The organism is Paenibacillus sp. JL3B1040 (genome assembly GCF_057063165.1).
Window position 1 is genome coordinate 1,574,473 of record NZ_CM169317.1, and the last position, 18,486, is coordinate 1,592,958.

The following is an 18,486-nucleotide window of genomic DNA, read 5'->3' on the forward strand; positions in this document are numbered from 1 at the left end:
GTTTCCGCCTAGTCGGCCGGGGCCGGATGAATGGCCTTTACCCGACCCACCTGACCGTCCCTTAGCCGGACCTTGATCCCGTGCGGATGAGTGGCGGAGTTGGTCAGGATATCCTTGACCACGCCGCGGGTCAGCTTGCCGGTGGGCTGGTCTTTTTTCAATACGATGTCCACGGTAAGGCCGGGCGCGATGTTCTTGCGTTCGTTGCCGTTCATGGCGTATTCCTCCTTTTGCGAGATGGGTAGGTCGATCCGAATAACCTCTCTAAGATACCATAATTGAACGGCAGCTTGCCAACGGCAGTTGGTTTAGCATATAATAGCAGGTAATTATGACATGAAATGCGTTGATGGAGAAGAGTAAGCAGGGAACCGACCAACAGGGAAGGGGCGCCGGAGATTGAGAGCGCCGCTAGGGAAACGGGACTGCCGAAGTTCGCTCCGGAGCAGTTCCTTGAACTGCCGCTGCATGGTAACGACGCCGCAAGGCGTATAGCTGCAGCCCGGCACATTAGGGGATACCGGTTACGAGCCGTTATTTCGTTCAAGTGAGAGCAGTACGCAATCTGCAGGCCCTGAGCTGGCGAAGGCGATGCGGCGCTCTAACAAGGGTGGTACCACGGTCTTTTCGTCCCTTACGGGAGAGAAGGCCTTTTTATTTTGTCTTAAGAGGTTAAACCTGACTAGGAGGAGCTATTCATGAAAGAACGTCTTGAAGCATTAAAAGCGGAGGCGCTCAAAGAGCTGGCGGGAACGGTCGATGCCGGGCATTTGAACGAGCTGCGGGTCAAGTATTTGGGCAAAAAGGGCGCGTTGACCGAAATTCTGCGCGGAATGGGAGCTTTAAGCGCGGAGGAGCGGCCGGTGATCGGCCAGGTCGGCAACGAGGTCAGAGCCGCCATCGAAGCGGTGATCGAAGAGAAGCAAGCGAACTTCCAGCGCCAGGAAACGGAAGCGCGGCTAGCCGCCGAGAAAGTGGACGTGACGTTGCCCGGCCGCCCGCTTAAGCAGGGGAGCATTCATCCGCTCAATCAGGTAATCCAGGAGATCGAGGATATTTTCATCGGCATGGGCTATCGGATTGCGGAAGGTCCCGAGGTCGAAACCGATTACCACAATTTCGAAGCATTGAATCTGCCGAAGGACCATCCGGCCCGCGACATGCAGGACTCTTTTTACCTGACGGAGGACCTGCTCATGCGTACGCAAACGTCGCCGGTGCAGGTAAGGACGATGGAAGCGATGCAAGGCGAGGTGCCGGTCAAAATTATTTGCCCGGGGCGTGTATTCCGGCGGGATGACGACGATGCGACCCACTCGTTCCAGTTCCATCAAATCGAAGGGCTGGTTGTCGGGAAAAGAATCCGCATGAGCGACCTGAAAGGCACCCTGCTGGAGTTTACGCGCAAAATGTTCGGACCGAACACGCAAATCCGCTTGCGTCCGAGCTTCTTCCCGTTCACCGAACCCAGCGTCGAGGTCGACGTGACGTGCATGAAATGCGGCGGCGACGGCTGCCGGGTGTGCAAGCAGTCCGGCTGGCTGGAGATTCTCGGCAGCGGAATGGTGCACCCGCGCGTGCTCGAGATGAGCGGCTACGACCCCGAGGAGTACAGCGGCTTTGCGTTCGGGATGGGCGTGGAACGGATCGCCATGCTGAAATATGGCGTTGACGACATCCGCTACTTCTATAACAACGATCTGCGTTTCCTGCAGCAGTTTGCCAGAGTCTAATTAATCGTAAAGAGGGAAGGGAACAGACAATGAAAGTATCAACCGAATGGTTGTCCGACTATATTTCCCTGGACGGGGTGAACGTGGAGGAGCTGGCGGAGCAAATCACCCGTTCCGGGATCGAAATCGATTCGATCGAAAACCGCAATCAAGGCGTCACGAACGTCGTGGTTGGGTTTGTCAAGAGCAAGGAGAAGCATCCGGATGCCGACAAGCTGAACATCTGCCTCGTCGACGCCGGGCAGGGGGAAGAGCTGCAAATCGTTTGCGGCGCCAAAAATGTGGCTGCAGGCCAGAAGGTGCCGGTCGCGCTGGTTGGCGCCAAGCTGCCGGGCGGGCTGGAGATCAAGAAGGCCAAGTTGCGCGGCGTCCTGTCTCAAGGGATGATCTGTTCGGCCAAGGAGCTTGGCATGAACGACAAACTGCTGCCGAAGGAACAACAGGAGGGCATTCTCGTGCTGCCCGAGGATGCGAAGATCGGCACGCCGGTTACGGGGCTGCTGGGCCTGGACGACAAGGTACTCGACTTCGACCTCACGCCGAACCGTTCCGATTGCTTGAGCATGATCGGGGCCGCTTATGAAGTTGGCGCGATTTTGGGCCGCGGCGTGAAGCTGCCGCAGTCCGAGCTTGCCGATTCGGGCGCGACTGCCAAGGAGCGGATTCAAGTGAAGATCGAGGCGCCCGAGCTGTGCAGCCGTTATGCGGTACGCTACATTGAAGGCGTGAAGATCGGCCCCTCGCCGCTGTGGATGCAAAACCGGCTGATGGCGGCGGGGATTCGTCCGATCAGCAATATCGTTGATATCACGAACTACGTGATGCTCGAGTATGGGCAGCCGCTGCACGCGTTTGACGCCGACAAGATCGCCGGCGGCATGCTGGGCGTGCGCCAGGCGAAGGCCGGCGAGAAGCTGGTGACGCTGGACGGCCAGGAACGCGAGCTGGAAGCCGGCACCCTCTTGATCGTGGACGGCGAGGATCGGCCGGTCGCATTGGCCGGCGTGATGGGCGGACTGGATACGGAGGTCACGGATCAAACGGTCAATATCGTGCTGGAGTCGGCGAAATTCGCCGGCGGGAGCGTCCGCAGAACGTCGCGGACGCTGGGACTTCGCTCGGAGGCTTCCCAGCGGTTCGAGAAAGAGGTCGATCCGGCGGCCGTCATCCCGGCTCTGGACCGCGCGGCCGCGCTGATGGCTGCCCATGCCGGAGGCCGCGTGGGCCAAGGGATCGTAGAAGTCGTTCTCCGCGAGCCGGAAGAGAAGGTGATCGCCTTGTCGCTTCCGAAGCTGAACGATTATCTGGGCACGGATATCTCCTCGCTGGAGGCCAAAGCGATTCTGGAGCGGCTCCGCTTCGAGTGCGCGGGCGCCGAGGAGGTCATCGAGGTCCGCGTGCCGACGCGGCGCGGGGACATTACGCGCGACGTTGATTTGATCGAAGAAGTGGCTCGGCTCTACGGCTACGACCATATTCCGACGACGATGATCGAAGGGGTCACCACGACCGGCGGCTACACGAAACCCCAGGCGCTGCGCCGCACGATCCGCAGTCTGCTCGGGCACGGCGGATGGCAGGAAGTGATGGGTTACTCCTTCATCCGTGAAGGCGCGAGCGGAAGCTTCCCGCAGCTCGGCGAAGGAGATCGGGAAATCCGCTTGGCCATGCCGATGAGCGAGGACCGCAGCGTGCTGCGCGCCAGCCTGCTGCCGGGGATGATCGACATCGCTGCCTACAACCGCAACCGCAAGCAGGATAATCTGGCGTTGTTCGAAATCGGCGGCGTCTTCCGCACGGAGGAAGCCAAGCTGACGCGGCAGCCGAACGAGCTGCAAACGCTGGGGTTGCTGCTGACGGGCGATCGGGTGGAGAAACGCTGGAACGCGCCGGCCGAGAAGGTCGATTTCTTCGATCTGAAGGGTGCGCTGGAGAGCTTGTTCCAATACTTGGGGCTCGGCGAGCGGATTTCGTACGAAGCGGACCGCCCGCAAGGCTTCCATCCCGGCCGTTCGGCTTCGCTCTTCTTGAACGGTACCTCCGGCAAGGAGCGGATCGGTACGCTGGGCCAGCTCCATCCGGAGCTGCAGCGGGAGATGGATTTGGACGACACGTATGCGGCCGAACTGCTGCTTGAACCGCTGTACCGTTACGCCGGCGAAGCTTATGTGTACCAAGAGCTGCCGCGTTATCCGGCCATGCAGCGCGACATCGCCGTCGTTGTCGACTCCGAAGTGGAAGCGGGATCGCTGATCGGCGCGATCCGCGAAACGGCGGGCGAATTGCTGGAATCGGTGGAGGTGTTCGACGTATATACCGGCGCCAAATTGGGCGAAGGGAAGAAGAGCGTGGCTTTATCGCTCGTGTATCGTCACATGGAACGGACGCTGACGGACGAAGAGGTGGCTGCGGTTCACGACCGGGTGGTCGCCGGACTGTCGCAAACTTTTGCGGCCGAGCTTAGAAAATAGCAGGAATTGGACGAAGTCACATCGAATCATTGTAAGACGACCGATTCGATGTGACTTTCGTGCAATTATCAGCATCCAGGAGACGACATACAGGACCGAAGGAGGCACATAGCGTTGAGTAACCAAGGCCGAATTAGCGTAAACGTGGAAATTTACGGAACTTCTTATAAAATCGTCGGCAGCAGCGCGGAGTACATGAAGCAAGTGGCGCGCCGCGTGGATGAACATATGCGCAGCATCTCCCAGGCCTATCCTCATTTGGACACGCCGCGACTGGCCGTCCTGGCGGCCGTGCGCATGGCCGAGGAAGCGATTCGGGTGGAGCAGCTCCAGAACGAACTGCAGAATGCCAAACAGGAAAAAACGGTGCTGCTCCAGGAAAATTCCGTCCTTCAGGACTTACACGCCAAGCAGGAGAACATGTACAAGGCGCTGCAGGAAGAACAGCAGCAGATAAAGGACGAGAAGCGCCTGCTTGCCGGACAAGCCGAGAAGCTGGAAGCCGCCCTGCTGGGGCAGGAGGAGGAAGCCCGCAAGCTTCGCAGCCGGATGCAGGAGCTGGAACGGCAGTTGTCCGAACAGCGCGGCAGTAACACGCAGCTCCAGGCCAAGTTGCGCCAAGCCGAGCAGCAGGCGGCGAAGGAGAAAGAGGAAGCCGCCAAGCTGCAGAAGCAGGCGGCCGAGCTGCAGCGTCGCGAGCAGGACGCCAAAGCGGCCGAGCAGCGGGCGCTGCAGCAAAGCGGGAAGCAGCAGGAGCAGACGAAGCAACTCCAGGGTGCGCTCCAGGCCGCGCAAGCGGAGGCGAAGCAACTGCAGCAGCGGCTGCACGAAGCCAAAGAGCGAGAGGACAAGCTCCGGACTGAGGTATCGGCGGCGCAGCAGAACGAGAAGTCGTGGCAGAAGCTGGCCGAGAAGCGCAGCGAGGAGTTAAGCCGCCTGGAAATCGGCTTGCTCGAGGCGGCCGACAAGAGCGAACGGCTGACCGAGCAGTTGGCCGCCGAAGCGAGTCGGCTGGAGGAAGCAAGAGGCGAGCTTCAGGCGGAGCGGGATAAGGCCGGCGCGCTGTCCGCCGAGGTGGATTCGTTGCGCTCACGGTTGGAACGGGCGGCTGAAGAGCGCGAACAGGCTCTGCTTGCGGCGCAGACGGCCGGAGAAGAGAAACGGCGCCTGGGACAAGAGATAGACGAATTGAACCTGCGGTTGCGGGAGCTCGAAGACAGCCGCACTGCGCTCGCCGCGGTGGAGTCCGAGCTGGAGAGCTACCGCGAGGCGGCTGAGGAGCGGGAACAAGCGTGGCGGAAACAGTGGGCTTCGGCGGAACGCGAGTTGAACTCCTGGCGGGAGAAGGAAGCCGATTTGCAGCGGCAGTTGGAGGAGTGGCAGCAGGAAAGCGCTGCGGGCAGCGAACGCGCATTGACGATGGCCGGGGATTTCGAGGCGCTGGAGGAAGAGAAGCGTCGTCTGGCAGGACAACTGCAGGAAGTCACGGACAGTTACGAAGTCATTTCTCATCAGTTTCGGCTTCTGCAGCTTGAGCGGGAGAAGGAACAGGAGCAGCAGGCCGAGCGGGAAGAGGAATATCGGCGCCTGAAGGACGACTACGCCAAACTGCAAACGGAATTTAACGAATGGATCGAATTGATTGAGCAGGATCAGACTTAGCCGGCGATGAAGGTCGCCTTATGCACAAGAGCCCCCGGCAGTGCGCCGCGGGCTCTTGTTGCGTAAGCTGATTCTTTATTCGACGATAATTTTGGAGATCATGCTACTGTGGCCGGAGCCGCACATCACCGAGCAGGACATTTCGAATTCGCCGGCTTCGGTCGGTACGATCACGGCGGAGTCGTTCTTTCGGTCAAGCTGCAGCTTCAGGCCGGGAACGAGGATGCCATGATTGCCGGAGGCGTTCTTGAAGATGATTTTGACCGGGACGTCTTTCTTTAAACGGTATTCGGCTTGATCGAATTGGTAGTTGCTCGCTTCAATGACCAGTTCGGCTTCCGGTTTGATCTTGTTTTCGGCGGCAGATCCGCCGGTCTCTACCGCTTTACCGCCGCTGCAAGCGGTAACAAGTAGCAATAACACCGAGCTTGCGACGATGGCTATGCTTTTCTTCACAATTATCCCTCACGATACAGTATATTTGTGACATTTTTAAGAATATCATACCGTATTTCGCCGGGGAAGGAATTCATAAGGTTTGAAGAATTGTTGAACTTCTGCATGAATTTTCCGTCGCAAGCGCCGGCCCTCAAGCCCCTATTTGCTGCGATCTCGGCCGTAAAGGAGAAAGAAGCCGCCCCTGCCGCAGCTTTACATGCCTGCGGCAGGGAGGCCTCTTAGCCTGAAGCATCGCCATCAACGGCCCGCTTTGTCTTTACCTGCGTCAAAGGGAGTTGCTACCGGGATGAACAGGTCGATGATCCCGATCACCAATGCGGCAAGCAAAGCGCCGATCACGGAGACGGATACGCCGGAAATAATGAACTGGGCAAGCCAGATCACGAGCGCACTCGTAAGAAAACCGACGATTCCGCGCCCGAACGGGGTAACCCTCGTTCCGAAAATGCCTTCAATGGCCCAACCTAACAGGGCGATGACCAAGGCCAGCAGCAAGGCGCTGCCGAATCCGCCGATACTGAATTGCGGTACAAGCCAACCCACAACCAGCAGAACCAAGGCGGAGACGATGAATCGCACGACGTGTCCCAGAAAATGCATGGTACATAGCCTCCTTTTAGAAGTAAGTACGTTTGGCTATACGCATTTATCATGTTCCGCAATTCGCTTTCTTATGTGTGAGATGGGGCAAATGGCGAAAAATGAACGGTTTCGTTATAATGAGAACATAGCCCGAGGGGAGTTGTGAACGTACTTGGACGAGAAAATTATCAAAACCATGGAATATCGGAAAATTATAGATCGGCTATCCTCTTATTCCCAAACGGCGCTCGGCAAAAGAACGGCGGAAGCGCTGCAGCCGGCGACCGATTTGGAAGAGGTCAAGCGGCTGCTGCAAGCCACTGACGAAGCGTTTAAGGTCGACCGCCTGAAAGGCGCGCCCGGATTCGGAGGGATTGTGGACATCACCCCGGCCGTCAAGCGGGCCCGGATCGGCGGGACGCTGAATCCGCACGAACTGCTTGGTATTGCGACTACGTTGGAAGGCGCGCGCCGGATCAAACGTTATATCGCATCGATGCATGAAGAGACCGAAGTCCCGCTGCTGTTTAACTTAAGCGACGCCTTAAGCGAGCAGAAGCCTTTGGAGGATGCGATCAAACGCTGCATCGACGAAAGCGCGGAGGTGCTGGATTCGGCCAGTCCCGAATTGGCTAGCATTCGCCGCGAGCTGCGGGGCGGGGAGGTGCGGATCCGGGAGAAGCTTGACGCGATGATTCGTTCGTCCACGGTGGCGAAGATGCTGCAGGATCAACTGATCACGATCCGCGGCGACCGCTTCGTGATCCCGGTCAAAGCGGAATACCGCGCCCATTTCGGCGGCATCGTACATGACCAGTCCGGCTCCGGAGCCACGTTGTTCATCGAACCGGAATCGATCGTGGCGATGAACAACAAGCTGCGCGAGACGCGGTTGCGCGAGGAGCGGGAAATCGAGGTTATCTTGCAGAAGCTCACCGCTCAGGTAGGCGAGCAGACCGAACTGCTGCTGTACGACGGGGACGTACTGGGCCAATTGGACTTCATCTTCGCCAAAGCCCGGCTGGCTCGGGAATTGAAGGGGACGCTGCCGCGCATGAACGACCGCGGTTTCCTGAAGCTGAAGAAGGGACGTCATCCGTTGATCCCGGCCGATCAAGTCGTGCCGATCGACGTCGAGCTGGGAAACCAGTACACGACGATTATCGTCACCGGTCCGAACACCGGAGGGAAAACCGTCACGCTGAAGACGATCGGCTTGCTCAGCCTGATGGCGATGTCCGGACTGTTTGTACCGGCCGAAGACGGCAGCCAGCTATGCGTATTCGACGCGATTTACGCCGATATCGGGGACGAGCAGAGCATCGAGCAGAGCTTAAGTACATTTTCCAGCCATATGACGAACATTATTTCGATTCTGCGCCAAATGACACCGAAGAGCCTTGTCTTGCTGGACGAACTTGGCGCCGGTACCGATCCGGCCGAAGGTTCGGCGCTCGCCATTGCGATTCTGGAGCACATCCATTCGCTCGGCTGCCGGATGGTGGCGACGACGCATTTCAGTGAGCTGAAAGCTTACGCTTATGAACGGAAAGGCGTCATCAACGCCAGCATGGAGTTTGACGTAAGTACGTTAAGCCCGACCTATCGCCTGCTGGTAGGCGTACCGGGACGAAGCAACGCATTCGCCATCGCCGAGCGGCTGGGCTTGCCGGAGCGGATTCTGGAGTATGCCCGCGGCGAAGTCACCGAAGAAGACATGCGCGTCGAGAATATGATCGCCTCGCTGGAACAGAACCGCCTCGGCGCGGAGCAGGAGCGGGAATCGGCCGAGCAACTGCGGCGGCAGATGGAAGAACTTCGCAGGCGGCATGCGGCCGAGCTGGAGAAGCTGGAGCAGCAGCGCGATAAACACCTGGAGAAGGCCCAGGAAGAAGCGTCGGCGATCATCGCCAAGGCGCGGCAGGAAGCCGAGCGGATTATCGGGGACCTGCGTCGCCTGGCGCTGGAGGAAGGCGCGGCGGTCAAGGAGCACAAGCTGATCGCCGCCCGCAAGGAGCTGGACGAGGCCGAACCGCAGCGCCGCAAGAAGAACGGGGCGGCGACTCGTAAGGCAGCGACACCGCCGCGGCGGATCGAACCGGGCGACGAAGTCATGGTCTACAGCCTGAACCAGAAAGGCCATGTCGTCGAACTGTCCGGAAGCAAGGAAGCGGTCGTGCAGCTCGGCATCATGAAGATGAAGGTGAGCCTCGACGACATGGAGCTGATCGCTGCTGCCCCGGCCAGCAAGCCGGTTCAACGGACGGCGCCAAACGTCAAGCGAACGCGGGACGAGAACGTCCGCAGCGAGCTGGATTTGCGCGGCGCTAACCTGGAGGAGGCGCTGATCGAGGTCGACCGCTTCATCGACGAAGCCTATTTAAGCAACTTAGGCCAGATTTATATCATTCATGGCAAAGGAACGGGGATATTGCGGACGGGGATTTCCGAATATCTTCGCAAGCATAAGCATATCAAGAGCTATCGCCTGGGGAATTACGGGGAAGGCGGAACCGGCGTTACGGTAGCCGAACTGAAGTAAGAACGAATCGCCTCATGGCATAAGAGGAGAGGACGTTATGAAGGAAAGCATTGATCCGCTCTTGGAGCAACCGCTGGGGCTGATGATCGGATATTTTTCCGTAGCGGTGTTGGAATTGATCGTGTTTCTTTCCTGCTTCGAACTGTTTGCAAGGTACCGGTGCTGGCAGGAGATCCGGCGCGGCAACACCGCCGCGTCGCTGGCCACCAGCGGAAAAATATTCGGGCTGGCCAATATTATCCGTTATGCGGCGGGGCATCCGTCCATCTATGACTTTATGATCTGGTCCTCGGTCGGGGCCTTGCTGCTGTTCGCCGCCTATTTGCTGTTCGAGTTCTTGACGCCGGTGTTCCGCATCGACGAAGAAATCGCGGCGGGAAACGTAAGCGTCGGCATCATCGCGATGGCCGTGTCGGTGTCGGTGTCTTTTTTGATCGGCGCTTGTATAGGTTAGGCATCAAGTTAGTTAGAGGGGTTGAAACGCTGTGAAAAACCTGGTCAGGGTGTTACTTATCGCCTCTATTCTATTTTTGGCCGCGGGCATTATTTATTTGTGGAATGCTTAATTTGGTAACGAAAGGACGAGCAGGGTATGGAAACGACGATTTGCCCATGGTGTCAGACGGAAATCGTTTGGGATGAAGAGCTGGGGCCGGAGGAGGAATGCCCGTACTGCCACAACGAATTGAAGGGCTACCGGACGCTCAACATCACGCTTGGCCGGGACGAGGAGTTCGAGGATGAGGAGAACGACCACCCCTTTCATGATCGGAAGCATCGCCACGATGACGATGACGAGGATACGGAGGAGGAGCCGTACTGGGAGGAAGAAGAGAATGACGCGCACTTGGGCGCCGTTCGCCGCATCGAGGCGTTTACGGCTTCGGGCGGTGATTTGCTGAAATACGAAACCGGCGTGGAGAAGCTGCTTGACGAACAGGACGAGGTGCCGGAATGTCCGCATTGCCGGGAATACATGGTCTACGCCGGGAAGCAGAAGCTGGTTTCGCAGGGCGGCGGATTTGAGGCGGCTGCCATCTCGGCCGGCGGGAAACGCCCGCTCTTTACGGAGGATACCGAGCTGAACGTCTTCGTCTGCTCCGCTTGCTTCCACGTCAGCCGGTTTTTGGGGGAAACGGCCCGGATCGCCATGATCCGCACCATTTCCGGAGAAGAAGACAACGAGCAAGCCTAAAAAATTTGGAAGCGATACGGCCCTGTCCTGTACGGACGGGGCTTTTTGGCGTTCAATGCGCCCGCCGCTTCCCGATAAAGCCTCATGCTTCGGCCATTTTTGGGTATCTTACAGTTGCAAGTTCAAACAGTCAGGTTTTCAGGACCGAGAAGATTGGATGAAGTTAGGGAGTGAGTAGCGGAGCGTACGTTTTGGGTACGTGAGCAACGGAGGGAACGGCTGAATTCAAGATTCGACGTCGAATCCACTTCACAAGCTCGGCTTCGTTATGGAAAGATGACTTTTTGAACAACCTTACAGTTGCACAACCTCTTACAGGGGGAAACTCGAAGTTTGGCGGGGGAGCGAATTCATGAAAAAACACCTGAACAGCCAATCCATCCTTCTGCTTGCCGTGAACGGCCTGTTCGTGCTCGCCGGGGCCTTGTCGGGCACGTTCCTGAACGTCTACATTTGGAAAGTCAAACCGGATTTTAACCTGATCGCCTGGTTTACGTTCAGCCAGCAGCTGGCGCTGGGGCTTGTCTTCTGGATTGCCGGGAAATGGGTGAAAGAACGCGATAAAATGATCTTCTTGCGGCTCGGGATCATCGTATCGGGCATCTTCTATTTGCTGGTGCTTTGGACGGACAAACATACGGTGGACTACATATGGCCGCTCGGTTTGTTGTTCGGAACGGGTTCGGGGTTGTTTTGGCTGGCCTTCAACGTCGTGTATTTCGAGGTAACCGATATCGAGACGCGCGACAGGTTTAACGGCTGGGTGGGAATTCTGGGTTCGGTGATCGGTATTTTCGGCCCGTGGATTTCCGGTTGGCTCATCTCTGTGAAACACGGGGAAGCCGGTTACCGCTTGATCTTTACCCTCTCGTTGATCGTATACGGGATCGGGATTTTGCTGAGCTTTTGGCTGAAAAAAAGAAAAACGGGCAAGCCATACAGCTGGCGGACCCCGGTACGCATGCTGAAAAAGGGCAGTCCTTGGCGGCAGGCCGCTCCGGCATCGGCCGCCCATGGCTTGCGGGAGGGCGTATTTTCATTCCTGATCAATCTGCTTATCTTTATCAGCACTTCGGCGGAATGGCGGATCGGGCAATTTTCACTAATCACGTCCTTGGTTTCTCTGGTCAGCTTCTGGGCGGTGGGAAAATGGCTAAAGATCCGCTCGCGTTACTACGGTATGCTGGTCGGGGCCATCCTCATCGCCGTCGTCATCACCCCGTTGCTCTGGAAGGTCAATTATGCCACTTTGATGGTCATGGGGATCGGCACGTCCTTGTTTTTGCCGCTGTATCTGATTCCGGTCATCTCTTCGGTGTTCGATTTGATCGGCAACAGTCCTGAAAGCGTCGAGGAGCGGGTCGAGCTGGTCGTTCTGCGCGAGCTGTGCATCACCGTCGGCCGTTTGGGCGGCACGCTGCTGTTCATCGCCGTATATTCCATGGTTCCGCGAATGCCGACGATCACCTGGCTGATGTTCGCCTTGGGGGCAACGCCGGTGCTAAGCTGGCTGGCGCTGCGCCGGCTGTTGAAGCAGGCCGCCGAGGCTGCCTGAACCGTATACCGCCGCTGCGACGGTGTGGGTTTGGGCTTTGCGCCAGCGAAAACAAGACCCGTCCGCCGGTTAAATACGGCAAATCCCCGCCCGATAACATATCCGCACGGCGGCGGGGCATAATACCGTAAGAAGGATCATTTACCAGGAGGGAAACTCGATGATGTACGCTCAGATGCAGCCGTTATCCATGAAAGAACTGGACTATATCGCCGACTCGATCTCCAACGAGGAGATGCTAGGCAAGCTGTGCGCGGCGGCGGCAGTTGTATCGCAAAACTTTGAAATCGAGCAGGCGATGCTGGAGCATATCCGCGTGCATGAGCACCACTTGAACCTGTTGACGGATTCGTTGCGCCAGCATCAAATGATGGCTCCGAAGCCAAATCAATAACCTACTCGCTATAGGAGGAACAGCCGAATGAATCAGACGGACAATCAAGAGCTCTTGCCCCAGGACGATTTGCTGAAATCCATTTTGGCCGATCTGCGGCGCACGGTTCGGGAATACACGACGGCAACGACGGAGTCGTCCTGCCCGGCCGTTCGGCAGTTGTTTACGGAGTTGACGAACAGCACTTTAAGATTGCAGGGAACGCTCTATGAACTGATGAAACATCAAGGCATTTACACAACCCCGCCCCCGGCGCCGCGCCAACTATTGGACAAAAAGCTGCAGGCGGCGGAAAAAACGCAGCAGGAGCTGCGCCAGTTTACCGAACGGCGGGCATCCCGCTGGACGGCTCATGCCCACCAAGCGAATGTTGAAGCACATCGGGCCAATGTGCAGCCGCCTTATTATATTTAAAGGTCCTAACCGTCCATTCCGATAGCTCACCTGGAGTGGACGGTTTTTCTATGCAGACGCTCGAAATTCATGTAATATAAGTATTAAATTTGTTCTGCAGGCCGCTCGTGTCAAGGGAGGCATGCGGAAGCATCGCTGGAGGATGAGGGATGAAACAACTAAGCGAATTGAAGCTCAAACTGCTGGACCTCCTCAAAGAGGACGCCCGCCGGGATGCGAACTTGCTGGCGACGCTCTTGGGTGTTTCTGCGGAGGAAGTGGCGGAAGCGATCCGGGAATTGGAAGAAGACCATGTGATTGTCAAATACGCGACCGTGGTGAATTCCGGCAAGCTGGACGACGAGAAGGTTACCGCGTTAATCGAAGTGCAAATCACACCCGAACGGGGACGTGGCTTCGATACGATCGCGGAACGGGTTTACCTGTTTCCCCAAGTCAAATCGGTATTCCTGATGTCCGGCGCGTACGATCTGCTGGTGGAAGTGGAAGGCCGCAACCTGAAGGAAGTGGCGGGCTTCGTATCCGACAAATTGTCCACCTTGGAATCGGTATTGTCGACGAAAACGCATTTTATTTTGAAAAAATACAAGCAGGACGGCATCATTTTCGAGGATCCCGAGGAAGATCGCCGTTTGTTGATATCTCCGTAAAGGAAGTTATGTTATGAGTATTCAATCACAGCGCGCTGAACAATCGGACAAAACAATGACATCGTATTTAGCCCCCCGGGTGCGGGAAATTCAACCCTCCGGCATTCGCCGCTTCTTCGACCTGGCCAGCGGGAGCAAGGATATTATCACACTAGGCGTGGGCGAGCCGGATTTTATTACGCCATGGCATGTGCGGGAAGCCTGCGTGTATTCGCTGGAACGCGGATATACGAGCTATACGTCAAACGCGGGAACGCCCGAACTGCGGGAAGCGATCGCGGAATATTTGTATACGAGTTATGACGTCAAGTACAATCCCAAGGATGAAATTCTGGTCACGGTCGGCGGCAGCGAGGCGATCGATCTTGCGCTGCGGGCGCTGATCGAACCGGGCGACGAAATTCTCGTTCCGGTGCCTTGTTACATTTCCTATTCGCCGATCGCATCGATCGGGGGAGGAGTGCCGGTCGAAATCGAGACGTTCGCCCGCCATGAATTCAAACTGCAGGCCGAAGACCTGAAAGCGAAAATTACGCCCCGATCGAAGGTTCTTATTTTAAATTATCCGAGCAATCCGACAGGCGGAATCATGACGTACGAGGACTGGCTGCCGATCGCCAAGATCGTCGAGGAACATGATCTGATCGTCATTTCGGACGAGATTTATTCGGAACTCACCTACGGGCAGAAGCATGTCAGCTTTGCGTCGATTCCGGGGATGAGAGACCGGACGATTCTCGTCAACGGGTTCTCCAAGGCGTTTGCCATGACCGGTTGGCGGATGGGATACGCCTGCGGACATCCCGACCTCATCTATGCCATGCTGAAAATTCATCAATATACGGTGATGTGCGCCCCCGTCATGGGGCAAGTCGCCGCGTTGGAGGCGCTGAAGAACGGGCTGGCGGAGAAAGACCAGATGGTTGAATCCTATAACCAGCGTCGCCGGTTGATCGTCCAGGGCTTGCGCGATATCGGGCTGGATTGCCACGAGCCGCAGGGGGCGTTCTACGCTTTTCCCAGCATCGCCTCGACGGGACTGGGCTCGGAGGAATTCGCCCAACGGTTGCTGCTGGAGGCAAAGGTTGCGGCGGTACCCGGCAACGTCTTCGGTGCCGGCGGAGAAGGGTTCCTTCGTTGCTCCTATGCGACGGGAGTTAATCAGTTGAATGAGGCGCTTAACCGCATCGAGCAATTCGTACGCAAGTTAAAACAAGGCTGATCGACAAAGAAGATTGCCGAGCATCCCGATGAGATGGAGTTAATTAACAATTCTTTCATTTTCTAATTGATTTAAGTTTTAGGGACATGGTATAATTTGATTTTGGAAGAGGGTTTTAGTATCTCAGGGAGGGATTTCTTTTGCGCGGTGAATACAACCTGCCATACGATAATGCTCTAATCGCTGAAGGCCATGAAATACATCCATGGATGGATGATCCGCATCGGCCGAATTCACCGCAAGCCGTAACGTTGGAGGACGAAATACACTTGCTGCGCAGCAAGATGGAGCGGCTTTTCATGCAGGAAAAATCCTTTACATCGGATATAGTGATTGAAATCAGCAGCTTATTGGATCTGAAAATCAATGAGTTCATGAAGACGATGAAAACCCATCCAAAATCCAATCGGCGTTAACAACGATAACCATGTCTTGCATTTTGAAGGGGATCCGCTTGCGGGTCTCCTTTTTGCGGTTCCAGCAGTTCCATGACCAGCCGGTCTTCGATTTATGGTAAGATGGTACGAGAGTATGTCACGGGGAGGATTTCAAAATGTCGATTTATACGCGCTCCGGCGATCAGGGTCAAACCTCGGTCATCGGCGGTAGAGTGAATAAGGATGATGTGCAGGTTGAAGCTTACGGTTCGATCGATGAACTGAACAGTTTCGTGGGACAAGCGGCCAGCTTATCGGACGAGGAAACGTTTGGCGATCTTCGCGCGCAACTGTTGCAAATTCAGCAGGAATTATTCGATTGCGGTTCCGATCTCGCTTACGTCAAGCTGTCGGAAAGCCGTTACAAAGTGACGCCGGAACTGGCGGAGCGCTTAGAGGAATGGATCGACCGGCATGTGTCGGAGCATCCGCCGCTGGAGAAGTTCATTTTACCGGGGGGAACGCCGCTGGCTGCCGCGCTGCACGTTTGCCGGACCGTATGCCGACGGGCCGAACGCCGGGTGGTCACCCTGAGCATGGGCAAGGAGATCAACGCCGAGGCGCTGAAATATTTGAACCGCTTGTCGGATTATTTCTTTGCCGCGGCCCGTACCGCCAATCATCGCCGGCAGGTTGCGGATGTCGAATACGTGCGGAGCAGGAAGGTGTTTGGCAACAAGTGAATCCCGAGTATTATGATCCGATCGAATATCAAGTGTCCGCCGGCGAAGACGGCTGGACGGTCAAAAGCGTGCTGCAGCGCCGCTTGGGCGTATCCCGCAAGCTGTTGTCGCGCATCAAGCTGACGGAGCGCGGGGTGATGCTGAACGGGGAGCGGGTATTCATCAGCGTTCCGGTTAAAGCCGGGGATACGGTGAGCGTATCGCTGGAAAAGGAAACCTCAACCGACATTCTGCCGGAACCGATCCCGTTCACCGTCGTTTACGAGGATGAAGCCCTGTTGATCGTCGACAAGGCGGCGGGGATGATCGTGCATCCGACGCACGGGCATTATACGGGCACGTTAGCGAACGGCGTCGTGCATTATTGGCAGGAGAAGGGGGAGCGGTTCCGCTTTCGTCCGGTGCACCGGCTGGACCAAGAGACGAGCGGCTTGATCGCCATCGCCAAAAATGCGTACGTGCACCAGCATATTTCCGAGCAGTTGATCGCCGGCGAGGTGCTGAAGAAATATAAGGCGCTGGTACACGGTTGCCCGGCGCAGTCGGAAGGAACGATCGACGGTCCGATCGACCGCGATCCCGCCGAGCCCCATCGCCGCATCGTAACCCCGTCGGGGTATCCTGCCCTGACCTATTACAAGGTGGAGGAACCGTTCGCGGATGGGGCCCGGGTCGAGCTGCGCCTCGGCACGGGGCGGACGCATCAAATCCGCGTGCATATGACCTCGATCGGCCATCCGCTCATCGGCGACAAGTTCTACGGGCTGCCGGGGGTTGAAAGGCTGACGGAGCCGGAACGCGAGCGAATTGCGCGGTTGGACGGAGCGATCGGGCGGCAGGCGCTGCACGCTTCGGAGCTCGGCTTCCGTCATCCGCTGACCGGAGCGGCGCTGACTTTTACGTCGGAGCCGCCGGCGGATATGCGGGAGCTGGAGGAGCTGCTCCGGCAGAGATTCTCCACATAATATGATGAAAGATAAACCTGTTGAAGGCAGCGTAGATTTTTTGCATACACTTTCTCGAAACTATTCTGTCATTTATATAGGCGCACGTTCACCAAAGCATTTGGAAATCACAAAGCAATGGATGTTGAGGAATACAACGGTGACTGGAATTCCGTATTAAAATATATCAGCAGGTTATGAACATCAATCGCTTAGGAGGTTTTTCAACGTGAGCAAGCTGGTGGTTTACCAATATCCGCAATGCGGCACTTGTCGCAAAGCGATTCAGTCGCTGCAGGCCAAAGGGCATGAGCTGGAGCTGCATCCTATTAAGGAAACGCCGCCGAGCGCCACTGAGCTGGACGAGCTGGTAAGGCTCAGCGGACTGGAATTGAAAAAGTTTTTTAACACCAGCGGCGAGGTCTATAAGGAATTGGGGTTAAAGGATAAGCTGGCCGGGATGACGCGGGAAGAGCAGCTTGCGCTGCTGGCGTCGAACGGGATGCTGATCAAACGCCCGATCGTGACGGATGGAAAGAGCGTGACCGTCGGATACAAGGAAGAGACCTACGAACAAGTATGGGGCAAATAAATATTTTGAAGAGAAAGGTGGCTTGGGTGAACCGTGAATTTGGTGCAAAGCAGTAAAGATACGATTCTGCTGGTGGACGGAATGGCGCTGATGTTCCGCGCTTTCTATGCTTCGGCTGCCACGGGGTATATCCGGCGTACGAAGGCGGGCGTTCCGACCAATGCGGTGTACGGATTTATGCGTTATTTTTGGGACGCGGTGCAGAAGTTCGGTCCGACGCATGTCGCCTGCTGCTGGGATTTGGGCAGCAAAACGTTCAGGACGGAGCAGTTCTCCGATTACAAAGGCAATCGGTCGGATGCGCCGGACGAGCTGATCCCGCAGTTTTCGATGATCCGCGAGGTGATGGACAGTTTGGGCATCCCCAACGTCAGCTCGCCGGGATACGAGGCCGACGATTGCATCGGTACACTGGCATCCCGCTTCGGCCGGGAGATGGACGTGCTGGTGCTGACGGGCGATCACGACATGCTGCAGCTGGTCAGCGAGCGGACGAGCGTGATCATCATGAAGAAAGGCCACGGCAACTACATGGTGTATACGCCGGAGGTCTTGATGGAAGAGAAGCGTTTAACGCCCGGGCAAATCGTCGACTTAAAAGGCTTGATGGGCGATACGAGCGACAATTATCCGGGCGTGCGCGGCATCGGCGAGAAAACGGCCTTGAAGCTGGTGCAGGAGCACGGCTCGGTCGAAGGCATCCTGGCCAATCTGGACCAACTATCCAAATCGGTCCGCGCCAAAATCGAAGCCGATCTCGACATGCTACACCTCTCCCGGCAGCTGGCCACGATTCGCTGTGACATCGAGCTGGAATGCGCTGTGGAGACTTGCCGGCTTGAACTGAATCCGGCACAGGTAGTTTCCAAGTTCGAGGAGCTGGAGATGGCCAGCGTCAGCACTTGGATGGGCGTCGTTTAATCATTTACGGCGCCGAGATCGGGGGAGGGA

Annotated in this window: 20 protein-coding genes; 17 read left to right on the forward strand and 3 right to left on the reverse strand. The window is 56.8% G+C overall.

Annotated features, from left to right (window positions below):
- Positions 1-8 precede the first annotated feature (8 nt).
- Positions 9-215, reverse strand: coding sequence for a YwbE family protein (locus ACZF99_RS06965; RefSeq protein ID WP_483610256.1), 207 nt, complete (start codon positions 213-215; stop codon positions 9-11).
- A 483-nt stretch (positions 216-698) separates the two neighbouring features.
- Between ACZF99_RS06965 and pheS the strand changes: the two genes are divergently transcribed.
- The 3 genes from pheS (at position 699) to zapA (ending at position 5,866) form a co-directional block, all read left to right on the forward strand.
- The gene (gene pheS, locus ACZF99_RS06970; protein ID WP_483610258.1) at positions 699-1,733 is read left to right on the forward strand and encodes a phenylalanine--tRNA ligase subunit alpha; all 1,035 of its coding nucleotides are present in this window, start codon (positions 699-701) and stop codon (positions 1,731-1,733) included.
- Between the two features lie 29 nt (positions 1,734-1,762).
- On the forward strand, positions 1,763-4,204 hold the full coding sequence (gene pheT, locus ACZF99_RS06975; RefSeq protein ID WP_483610260.1) for a phenylalanine--tRNA ligase subunit beta: 2,442 nt from the start codon (positions 1,763-1,765) through the stop codon (positions 4,202-4,204).
- A gap of 114 nt (positions 4,205-4,318) precedes the next feature.
- Positions 4,319-5,866: a cell division protein ZapA gene (zapA, locus tag ACZF99_RS06980; protein WP_483610262.1), complete on the forward strand. Its 1,548-nt coding sequence runs from the start codon at positions 4,319-4,321 to the stop codon at positions 5,864-5,866.
- Positions 5,867-5,941: 75 nt separating this feature from the next.
- Here the strand turns inward: zapA and ACZF99_RS06985 are convergent, their stop codons facing one another.
- Both ACZF99_RS06985 and ACZF99_RS06990 read right to left on the reverse strand, forming a co-directional pair.
- The gene (locus tag ACZF99_RS06985; protein ID WP_483610264.1) at positions 5,942-6,322 is read right to left on the reverse strand and encodes a cupredoxin domain-containing protein; all 381 of its coding nucleotides are present in this window, start codon (positions 6,320-6,322) and stop codon (positions 5,942-5,944) included.
- 240 nt (positions 6,323-6,562) lie between these two features.
- Positions 6,563-6,925, reverse strand: coding sequence for a phage holin family protein (locus tag ACZF99_RS06990; RefSeq protein WP_483610266.1), 363 nt, complete (start codon positions 6,923-6,925; stop codon positions 6,563-6,565).
- 154 nt (positions 6,926-7,079) lie between these two features.
- On the opposite strand from ACZF99_RS06990, the gene ACZF99_RS06995 reads away from it, so the two are divergent.
- The 14 genes from ACZF99_RS06995 to ACZF99_RS07060 all read left to right on the forward strand — a co-directional run bounded on the left by ACZF99_RS06995 (position 7,080) and on the right by ACZF99_RS07060 (position 18,456).
- Positions 7,080-9,449 (forward strand): endonuclease MutS2, encoded by a 2,370-nt coding sequence (locus tag ACZF99_RS06995; protein WP_483610268.1) that lies wholly within the window; start codon positions 7,080-7,082, stop codon positions 9,447-9,449.
- Positions 9,450-9,486: 37 nt separating this feature from the next.
- Positions 9,487-9,903 (forward strand): DUF350 domain-containing protein, encoded by a 417-nt coding sequence (locus tag ACZF99_RS07000; RefSeq protein WP_483610270.1) that lies wholly within the window; start codon positions 9,487-9,489, stop codon positions 9,901-9,903.
- Between the two features lie 138 nt (positions 9,904-10,041).
- On the forward strand, positions 10,042-10,644 hold the full coding sequence (locus ACZF99_RS07005) for a hypothetical protein (RefSeq protein WP_483610272.1): 603 nt from the start codon (positions 10,042-10,044) through the stop codon (positions 10,642-10,644).
- 352 nt (positions 10,645-10,996) lie between these two features.
- Positions 10,997-12,199, forward strand: a complete 1,203-nt coding sequence (locus tag ACZF99_RS07010; protein ID WP_483610274.1) for an MFS transporter — start codon at positions 10,997-10,999, stop codon at positions 12,197-12,199.
- Between the two features lie 160 nt (positions 12,200-12,359).
- Positions 12,360-12,593: a hypothetical protein gene (locus ACZF99_RS07015; RefSeq protein ID WP_483610276.1), complete on the forward strand. Its 234-nt coding sequence runs from the start codon at positions 12,360-12,362 to the stop codon at positions 12,591-12,593.
- Positions 12,594-12,620: 27 nt separating this feature from the next.
- Positions 12,621-13,007: a spore coat protein gene (locus tag ACZF99_RS07020; protein ID WP_483610278.1), complete on the forward strand. Its 387-nt coding sequence runs from the start codon at positions 12,621-12,623 to the stop codon at positions 13,005-13,007.
- Positions 13,008-13,156: 149 nt separating this feature from the next.
- Positions 13,157-13,657 (forward strand): Lrp/AsnC family transcriptional regulator, encoded by a 501-nt coding sequence (locus tag ACZF99_RS07025; RefSeq protein ID WP_483610280.1) that lies wholly within the window; start codon positions 13,157-13,159, stop codon positions 13,655-13,657.
- Between the two features lie 13 nt (positions 13,658-13,670).
- On the forward strand, positions 13,671-14,879 hold the full coding sequence (locus tag ACZF99_RS07030; RefSeq protein WP_483610282.1) for an aminotransferase class I/II-fold pyridoxal phosphate-dependent enzyme: 1,209 nt from the start codon (positions 13,671-13,673) through the stop codon (positions 14,877-14,879).
- Positions 14,880-15,088: 209 nt separating this feature from the next.
- Positions 15,089-15,295: an aspartyl-phosphate phosphatase Spo0E family protein gene (locus ACZF99_RS07035; RefSeq protein WP_483612588.1), complete on the forward strand. Its 207-nt coding sequence runs from the start codon at positions 15,089-15,091 to the stop codon at positions 15,293-15,295.
- A 137-nt stretch (positions 15,296-15,432) separates the two neighbouring features.
- Complete coding sequence (locus ACZF99_RS07040) at positions 15,433-15,999, forward strand: cob(I)yrinic acid a,c-diamide adenosyltransferase (protein WP_483610284.1); 567 nt, start codon at positions 15,433-15,435, stop codon at positions 15,997-15,999.
- On the forward strand, positions 15,996-16,964 hold the full coding sequence (locus ACZF99_RS07045) for an RluA family pseudouridine synthase (RefSeq protein ID WP_483610286.1): 969 nt from the start codon (positions 15,996-15,998) through the stop codon (positions 16,962-16,964). The genes ACZF99_RS07040 and ACZF99_RS07045 overlap by 4 nt, the downstream gene beginning before the upstream one ends.
- A gap of 1 nt (position 16,965) precedes the next feature.
- Positions 16,966-17,124: a hypothetical protein gene (locus tag ACZF99_RS07050; RefSeq protein WP_483610288.1), complete on the forward strand. Its 159-nt coding sequence runs from the start codon at positions 16,966-16,968 to the stop codon at positions 17,122-17,124.
- A 48-nt stretch (positions 17,125-17,172) separates the two neighbouring features.
- Positions 17,173-17,535, forward strand: a complete 363-nt coding sequence (locus tag ACZF99_RS07055; protein ID WP_483610290.1) for an arsenate reductase family protein — start codon at positions 17,173-17,175, stop codon at positions 17,533-17,535.
- Between the two features lie 39 nt (positions 17,536-17,574).
- Positions 17,575-18,456: a 5'-3' exonuclease gene (locus tag ACZF99_RS07060; protein WP_483612590.1), complete on the forward strand. Its 882-nt coding sequence runs from the start codon at positions 17,575-17,577 to the stop codon at positions 18,454-18,456.
- The last annotated feature ends 30 nt before the right edge of the window (positions 18,457-18,486 follow it).